Origin of the sequence: Streptomyces sp. AC512_CC834 (assembly GCF_019049325.1) — a bacterium.
In the GTDB taxonomy this organism is placed as follows: domain Bacteria; phylum Actinomycetota; class Actinomycetes; order Streptomycetales; family Streptomycetaceae; genus Streptomyces.
Genome location: NZ_JAGMUO010000077.1, coordinates 20,356 through 28,054, shown reverse-complemented (window position 1 = coordinate 28,054; position 7,699 = coordinate 20,356). Strand labels below are relative to the sequence as shown.

The window sequence follows — 7,699 nt, the reverse complement described above, 5'->3', positions numbered from 1 at the left end:
AACACCACTGGTCAGACGGCCGCACACCTGGAATTCCGGTGGCCATCAGCCTGGACTCGGCTGGCCGCACATCTGGACTTTGCCACGGCCGCTGTCATGAGGCAGAGAACCTGTAGCGGGTCTCGATCTCGATCAGCACCCGGTCAACGGCTGTGATCACGGCTAAAGGCCAGTTCGAGGGGATCAAGCCCCTGAACTGGCCCTTAGTCACGTGCCCCCGGCAGGATTCGAACCTGCGACACCCGCTTTAGGAGTTCTTCCGCCGGAAGATCCGGCCAGGTGTGAGTCTTCCTGCGGCTGGCTGGCGAGTGCTCACGTGGTTCTGCACGTGCGGCAGTGTGCACTCACGTTGCCGTCAAGAATCGCCGTCAGTGGTCACGTTCGGCACGGTCATGTGTAGCCGCTGGAGACCGTACACAGCAGCGTGAAACGCGGCCGCGATCTCGCGTGCCCTGCTCTCTGTCTTGATTGGCCCCAAGGAGATGTAGTCAGCCCCGATGCTGCCCTGACCCACGGTTCCGTCGCGCACCAACGCTTCAACTGCGGACTGTAGGACCGTCATCGCATGGTCCGGCACGTACGGCTTGCTGCTGGACATAGCGTCAAGCTGCACTTTCCATTGGCGTCCATGGCGAGCGACGCACACAAAGATCATGTCGTTGGCCTTGGCGCTCCTGTAGGCCGCACGATGAGCCTCTGGCTTGGTGCAGTCGGGTATCCGTGCGGCCTCAAGCGGCATCCCTGCAGACGTCGGCATGCTGTCATCGTCGCAGGTACGTGCCCGGCAATCAGGCGGATTCAAGCAGACGACGGCCGTCATGTGAGCGGACATGCGGGGAGGTAGCGGCGTCTAGAGCATCAAGCACACGGATGGCATAGACCTCACCCATCGCACCCTCGACTTCCTCCGGGGTCAGCCACCGCACGGCAGTCGACTCACTGGACGTACGTGCCGCTCCCGCCTCCGGCCGGCACAGGAACACGAGGGCCACCACGCCTCGACTCATGTTCTTGTAGACCCCGGTCAGCCGCTCGACGGAAACCTTGATGCCTGTCTCTTCATGCACTTCCCGCACCGCCCCGTCCTCGGGCCGCTCGTCCAGCTCAAGCACGCCGCCGGGCGGCTCCCAGGTGCCGTTGTCCGCGCGTCGGATGACCAGGACGCGGCCGTCATCGCGCACTACGACGCCAGCGACCGAGACCGAGTGAAGCGGCATTGACGCGCCCTCCGGGTAGCGTTGCTTATGTACAGGAGCCTAGGAGGAACAGTAGGACATGCCCACGTCTTCCACAGACTCGGGAAAGCCGAAGTACCTACAGATCGCGGACGACCTCGTTCGCCAGATCAAGGAACAGGTCCTCGCACCCGGGGACCAGGTACCCAGTGAATCCGACCTCATCAAGAAGTACGCCGCGTCCCAGGGCACGGTGCGCAAGGCCTTCGCGGAACTGCGCGCCACGGGCCTGATCGAGACGCGCCACGGCAAGGGTTCATACGTAAAGCGGCGCCCTCCGGTGCGGCGGAAGTCCTCTGACCGCTTCCGACGGTCACACCGAACGGCGGGCAAGGCTGCGTACCTTGCAGAGGCCGAACAGGCTGGTAGCAAGCCGAGCGTGAGCGTCCTCTACGTTGGGCCAACCGAAGCGCCGGAAGAGATCGCAGAGCGGCTGTCGGTTCCGATCGGCACGAAGGTATTGGCGCGGCGTCGCCTGTACTTCAGCGACGGCATCCCTACGGAGGAAGCCACCTCCTACCTCCCGTGGGACATCGCCAAGGACATCCCCGAGCTGTTCGAGGAGAACCCCGGCGGCGGGGGAATCTACGCTCGGCTTGAGGAACACGGGCACACGCTGAAGGAGCTGTCCGAGACGGTCCGCGTTCGCCTGGCGACCAAGCAGGAGATCGTTGCGCTGAGCCTGAGCCCCGGTTCGCCCATCATTCACCTGACCCGGAACGCAGAATCCGAAGCTGGCCGGATCGTCGAGGTCTGCGACACGTTCATGGCCGCTGACCAGTTCGTTTTGGAGTACCGCATCCCCGCGGGTGACTGAAAAGCCTTCCTCCTGACCCCAACCCGCCGCAGCAAGTTCGCGCGGCGGGTTGACTCATGTGTAGGAGTTGGGCACTCTCTTACATGTCACTCCTGCACATGAGTACATAAGTGCAGGGGCTGGTAAACGCGTCACTGCTTGACCTGCACGAATGGGCGGCGAGTCCCCGGATTTGCTGCCAAGGGGCCCGGGACAGAGCGGGCCGAGGGCGCACCCGACCCTTGTCATTCGGGAGGGCTTAGACCGAAAGGTCACGTCTCCATACGCCTACAACGGGGTCATGCCGCGCTACCTGATACGGGTGCGGCACCCCGAAGGAGACATGCACGTCGCCCCGGCATTCAGCCGTGAAGGGTGCGAGATCGAATCTCGCCCGGGGCACTCCGGCCGCTCAGCGTGGCCGTGCCGCGCGTCTGGCGTGGCTGATCACCTACAACGGCGCGCACCCCCGGAGCTGCAACTCCGAGGGTGCTGTTTGGGCCGTTTCACCTGCTAGGGAGACCACGACCCATGAACCACATCGTCACTGTTCAGGACGCTGTTACTGCGTTCGCCGACTTCATGGAGCCGACGGACGCGGAGCTGGACGCGATCGAGCAGGAGATGCCCGTAATCCTCGCGGGTGTCGAGCTGGTCGACGCGCAGATCACCGCCCTTGAACACCTGCCGAACGAGCTGGACAACCGGCGCATCCGCCGGGCCCGGAACCGGGTGCTGGCCGCCCGCCGGGACCTGGCCAACCGCACGGCCGGCGCGACTCTGCCCGGCGGTGCGGCATGAACCTTCACCGCAAGGGTCGTGCGGCCCTGGTGCTCGCCCTGGTCGCCGTGGTCGGTATGGCGTTTCGGGTGTCGTGGAACGCACTGCGGGACATTGCCGGCGCCGTCGGCGCGGACGACACGGCAGCGATGCTGTACCCGTTCGTGGTCGACGGCCTGATGGCGCTCGCCCTGATCGCCACCCTCGTGCTCGCCGACCGCGACCGCACGTTCGCCCTGCGCGTCCTGGGCGCCTACACGGTCGCCTCCCTGGTCCTCAACTACGTGCACGGTCTGGTCCCGGAGCTGCACGGCCGCACGGTCGACTGGGGTCGACTCGCGGACTGGGACCCGGCGAACTGGGCCCTGGTCCTGCTCGCCACGTCGCTGCCGGTCGGGTCGATCTACTTCGGCTCCGACCTCGTGGCCAAGGTGCTGCACCACCGCCCCGCCCCGATCCCGGCCGCGAGCACGAATGCGGAGGAATCCACCGAGACCGAGATGAAACGGTCTACGGCTGACCTGCCGGTATCGACCCCCGCGCCGATCACCCCGAACGCTCCCGTACTGCCCCGGCCGGTGGCCGTCGGCTTCCTGAAGTCGACCCTCCCGGCCAAGCCGGTCCCCTCGATCGCACCGGCCCCCGTCGCGCCGATCGAGCGGCGGGCGGTGGCGGCGGAGTCGACCCGTGCGCGCCGTGCCACGGGCCGTGTCCCGGCGGTGGCGAAGTCGACCCGTCCGAAGCGGACGCCGGATCAGTTGCTGGCCGAAGCACGGGCGGCGACGGCCGGTTGGCCGGACGCGAAGGTGACCGGCGAGGGCATCCGCCGCGCCATCCGCACGTCACCGGCGAACGCCCGCTTGCTGCGGGACACGATCCTCGCCGAACGCGCCGCCGCATCGGTGGCGTCGTGAGGCGCCGGCCGCGGGTGCTGGATTTGTTCTGCGGTGCGGGCGGCGCGGGGATGGGGTACTGGCGGGCCGGATTCGATGTGGTCGGGGTGGACGTCGTGCCCCGACCCTCCTACCCGTTCGCCTTCATCGAGGGCGATGCGCTGGACGCGTTCCGCGAGATGGCGCAGTCCTTCCACCTCGTGCACCTCTCCCCGCCCTGCCAGGCCTCGTGTGCGCTGACCAAGGGCACCAACAAGGGCCGCACGCACCTCGATCTGATCCCCGCCGTGCGGGAGCTGTGCGAGTGGTACGGGGTGCCGTACGTGATCGAGAACGTGCAGGGTTCCGGTCTGCGCCGTGATCTGACGCTGTGCGGGGAGATGTTCGACCTCTCCGTCATCCGGCACCGCTACTTCGAGGTGGGCCTGTACTGGCGGCCCGTCCCGGCCGTGCACCGGCCGCACCGGGGCCCGGTGCGCGGCTGGCGGCACGGCGTCTTCCGCGACGGCCCGTATGTCGCTGCGTACGGCAAGGGCGGCGGCAAGGCCACGGCTGCGGAGATGCAGCAAGCGATGGACATCACCTGGACCGACGTCCACGAGGAACTGACCGAAGCGATCCCGCCCGCCTACACCCGCTACATCGGCGCAGAGTTCGTCACCACCGGCGAGTGGGGCGCCCGCTTCGAACCCTCCCCGACCGCACGCCTCGCACGGTTGGCCCGCACCGGGCCGCACCCCCGCGAACTGGCGAAGGCGGCGTGATGGCCACGCTGCCGGTGTTCCGGTGGCGCCTGGCCCCGGACGGCTACGCCACCCGCCGCCAACTCCGCGCCCGTGGGCTGCGGCCCGGCGGTCAGGGGGTGGCCGCGACGCTCGAACGGCCGCGACGCCGCCGGGGGCCGCTGGTCGCCTACCTCTACCGCGTCGACCTCGCCAAGCCGGTGCGGCCGATGACGCCGGGCCGGTGGGCCGCGCTCGCGGCAGCGAACACGGCCCGCCGCGTCTGCCCGCAGTGCCGCCGGGATGCCGGGTACGTCATCCCCACCTCGCTCGGCACGTGTGTGACCTGCGCCTTCCCTGAATCTTCCGACTGCCTGAGGAGTGCCTGACATGGGCAAGCCCGACACCCGCCGCCTGGACCGTGCCATTCAGCAGGCGAACCGCAAGCTGTCCGCCGTGCAGAACCGCGAGCTGTGGCCGCTGGACGGCCGCGAGCGCCGCGCGATCCTCGCCGGTCTGGCCGGCGGAGGCTACCGCGTCGCACGCGGCGAGAGCCCCGCCCGCGCGGAACGCAAGCTGGAAACCGCCTGGACCTCCGCTGAGACTCGGCTGATCGCGGAGATCGCCGCGCTCACGACCGAGCGACAGCGCGTCGTGACCGAGGCCGCGAAGGCGAAGGCGGCCAAGAAGTCGTCGTCGAAGTGGTGGTGAGCGTGCAGCACACCCCCCGCCGGTGCCCGGCCGCGCACCCCGAGGACCCGACCCCGTGCGCCGGGCCGGTCGCGGTGACCGTGCTGGACGCCTCGAACGCGGGGGCGGACGGCTGCGAGCACCACGGCGCCCGGCTCCTCGCCTCCCTGGCCGGTGGCCGCGTCTCCGCCCTGCCCGACGCCCCGGAGGGTGCTGCGATCCGCACCTTCAAGGCCGCCGACGGTATCCGCCCGTTCTGCTGGATCGACGGTCCGCGCAACCGGCCCTCGCAGCTCAGCCGTGCGGAGAACCGCGCCCGAAACGACCTCTGACGCCCCGGTCCCGCCCGTGTTCACGCCGGGCGGGGCCCCGGCGTCTCTCCCCGCTTCCGGCCCCGTTCCGGGGTAGTCAGGAGTACTTCCAGCATGTCTGAGAACGTCGTTCACCTGCACAAGCCCACCGATCCCCCGACCCCGGACACGGCCCCCACGGTTCTCACCGTGGTGCCGGACGTGCCGCCCGCGCGGCCGGTGCCGCTGTGGGTGCGCTCCAGCCGCGCCATCAAGACCGGCGTCACGCACGAGTCGACCCGGGCCACGGTCCGGGCGGCGGCCCGGCACGGCCTCTACACCTTCAACGGCGGGCGGATCGTGGCCCGTCGGGCGTGGGACGGCCGTACCGGGTCCCGGTACGAGCGGATGATCCGGGCGGCGGAAGCCGCGGGCAACCTCGAAGCGGCCGAGGAGTGGGAGGAGCGGTTGCAGCGCTTCCGCGCCGCCCGCCACCACCGCCGCATGGACCTCCTGCACTCCCCGATCGAGGCCGCCAAGGGTGTCGCCGTCGGCGCCGGGATGAGCATCGGCGTGCTGGTCGCGCTCGGAGTCGTCATGGCCCTCAACACCGGTCACGTCGGCGACGTCATCACCCCGCTGACGGCAACGGTCGACTTCATCGCCCTGCTGATCCGGATCGTGCAGGTCGTCTGGGGTCCGGCGCTGACGATCGGCCCGTTCCTGGCCCTGCTCGCCCTGTGGTCGGTGGGCCGCAAGCAGCACGCCGCCCCCAACTGGGCACTCCCGGCGAACGTCCGGTCGGGGGAGGGGGAGCCGATCACCCCGTCGATCGTGGTCAAGGCCCTGCGTGACCTCGGGGTTCCCGCCCTGGCCCGTGCCATCAAGGAGATGGGCGACGCCGGCGCCTCGATGCTCGGACCGATCCGCATCGCCGGATGCGGTGTCGAGGTCGACGTGACCCTTCCTTCCGGGGTGGCCACGAACGAGGTGCAGGGCAAGCGGCGCAAGCTCGCGGAGAACCTGACCCGGCACGAACACGAGGTGTTCATCACGATCCCCCAGGCCGCGCGCACGGTGCGGCTGTGGGTCGCCGACTCCGGCGCGCTCGATGAGCCGATCGGCCCGTCTCCGCTGGTCACCGACGACACGATGACCGCCGACTACACCAAGGGCAAGGCGCCCTGGGGGCAGGATCTGCGCGGCGACGCCGCCGCCCTGTCCCTCTATCAGCGCCACGTCCTCGTCACAGGGTTGTCGAACCAGGGCAAGACCGTGGCCCTGCGCTCCCTGGCCCTGTGGCTGTCCCTGGACAAGTCGGTCCAGTTCCTCATGGGCGACCTCAAGGGCGTCGGCGACTGGAACATGTTCGACGGCCTCGCCACCACCCTGATTCAGGGGCCGACGGATGAGCACGTCATCCAGGTGACCGAGATGGTTGAAGGCGCCGTAGCGGAGATGAACCGGCGTATCCAGGCGCCGCCCGGCACGGTGTTCCCGCCGCTGATCGTGCTGGTCGACGAAGCACAGGTCGCGTTCATGTGCCCCGCCAAGGGCACCGGCAAGGACAAGCGGCCCTACGGCGGCTCGAAGGCCGACTCCCGGTACTTCATGGCCGTGCGCAAGATTCACAACCAGGGCCGTGCGGTCAACGTGCTGATGTGGCAGGGCACGCAGGACCCGACCAACGAGAACCTGCCCAAGCTGGTCCGCGAGGGCGCCCACACCCGCGCATCCCTCGCCCTGGGCACCGAGTCCCAGGCCCGCATGGCCCTCGGGGACAAGGCCGTCGACGGCGGCGCGGCGCCGAACCTGCTGCGTCCGGGTCTGGACCGGGGAACCCTGGTCGTCGCCTCCGACGGCATCAGCATCCCGGCGGGGCAGTCGTCCATCACGGTGCGCACGCACTACATCGACGACGACGCGGCCGAGGTGATCACCGACCGGGCCAAGGCCCTGCGCGACGGCGTGACCACCCTGCACGCCATCGACCGCAGCGCCGACCATGACCCGCTCGCCGACATCGCCGCCGTCGTCGGCGACGCGCCGCGGGTGCGGACCAAGGACGTGCTGGCGCGGCTCTCGGCACGGAACGCAGACGCCTACGGCGGCTGGTCGTTCCTCGACCTCAAGCGCGCCCTCGACGACGCCGACGCCAGCCCGTACAAGTCCGACGGCGTCATGGTCGTTTCCCGCGACCGCGTGCAGCGCGCCCTCGCCAACCGCGACACCGAGGGTTCCGCTTCCGCCGAATGACGGCAGGGAGCCAACCGCCGCCGGGGCAGGGAGGCAG

Annotated in this window: 10 protein-coding genes; 8 read left to right on the top strand and 2 right to left on the bottom strand. The window is 69.4% G+C overall.

The annotated features are described in order from the left end of the window. Positions 1-355: 355 nt before the first annotated feature. Both KUM40_RS26690 and KUM40_RS26685 read right to left on the bottom strand, forming a co-directional pair. The gene (locus KUM40_RS26690) at positions 356-598 is read right to left on the bottom strand and encodes a hypothetical protein (RefSeq protein ID WP_217168739.1); all 243 of its coding nucleotides are present in this window, start codon (positions 596-598) and stop codon (positions 356-358) included. Between the two features lie 190 nt (positions 599-788). After that, the gene (locus tag KUM40_RS26685; protein ID WP_217168738.1) at positions 789-1,217 is read right to left on the bottom strand and encodes an NUDIX hydrolase; all 429 of its coding nucleotides are present in this window, start codon (positions 1,215-1,217) and stop codon (positions 789-791) included. Positions 1,218-1,275: 58 nt separating this feature from the next. On the opposite strand from KUM40_RS26685, the gene KUM40_RS26680 reads away from it, so the two are divergent. The 8 genes from KUM40_RS26680 to KUM40_RS26645 all read left to right on the top strand — a co-directional run bounded on the left by KUM40_RS26680 (position 1,276) and on the right by KUM40_RS26645 (position 7,662). Then, a complete protein-coding gene (locus KUM40_RS26680) occupies positions 1,276-2,052 on the top strand; it encodes a GntR family transcriptional regulator (RefSeq protein WP_217168737.1) in 777 nt (258 codons plus the stop codon). Positions 2,053-2,562: 510 nt separating this feature from the next. After that, positions 2,563-2,832: a DUF6284 family protein gene (locus KUM40_RS26675; protein WP_217168736.1), complete on the top strand. Its 270-nt coding sequence runs from the start codon at positions 2,563-2,565 to the stop codon at positions 2,830-2,832. Beyond that, positions 2,829-3,725 (top strand): DUF2637 domain-containing protein, encoded by an 897-nt coding sequence (locus tag KUM40_RS26670; RefSeq protein WP_217168735.1) that lies wholly within the window; start codon positions 2,829-2,831, stop codon positions 3,723-3,725. Before KUM40_RS26675 ends, KUM40_RS26670 begins: the two co-directional genes overlap by 4 nt. A gap of 50 nt (positions 3,726-3,775) precedes the next feature. Then, a complete protein-coding gene (locus tag KUM40_RS26665; protein ID WP_217168745.1) occupies positions 3,776-4,468 on the top strand; it encodes a DNA methylase in 693 nt (230 codons plus the stop codon). Next, on the top strand, positions 4,468-4,815 hold the full coding sequence (locus KUM40_RS26660) for an RRQRL motif-containing zinc-binding protein (RefSeq protein WP_217168734.1): 348 nt from the start codon (positions 4,468-4,470) through the stop codon (positions 4,813-4,815). The genes KUM40_RS26665 and KUM40_RS26660 overlap by 1 nt, the downstream gene beginning before the upstream one ends. 1 nt (position 4,816) lies before the next feature. Continuing rightward, positions 4,817-5,137, top strand: a complete 321-nt coding sequence (locus tag KUM40_RS26655) for a hypothetical protein (protein WP_217168733.1) — start codon at positions 4,817-4,819, stop codon at positions 5,135-5,137. 2 nt (positions 5,138-5,139) lie between these two features. Continuing rightward, positions 5,140-5,448, top strand: a complete 309-nt coding sequence (locus tag KUM40_RS26650; RefSeq protein WP_254395716.1) for a hypothetical protein — start codon at positions 5,140-5,142, stop codon at positions 5,446-5,448. Between the two features lie 93 nt (positions 5,449-5,541). Then, positions 5,542-7,662: an FtsK/SpoIIIE domain-containing protein gene (locus KUM40_RS26645; RefSeq protein WP_217168731.1), complete on the top strand. Its 2,121-nt coding sequence runs from the start codon at positions 5,542-5,544 to the stop codon at positions 7,660-7,662. Positions 7,663-7,699: the final 37 nt, after the last annotated feature.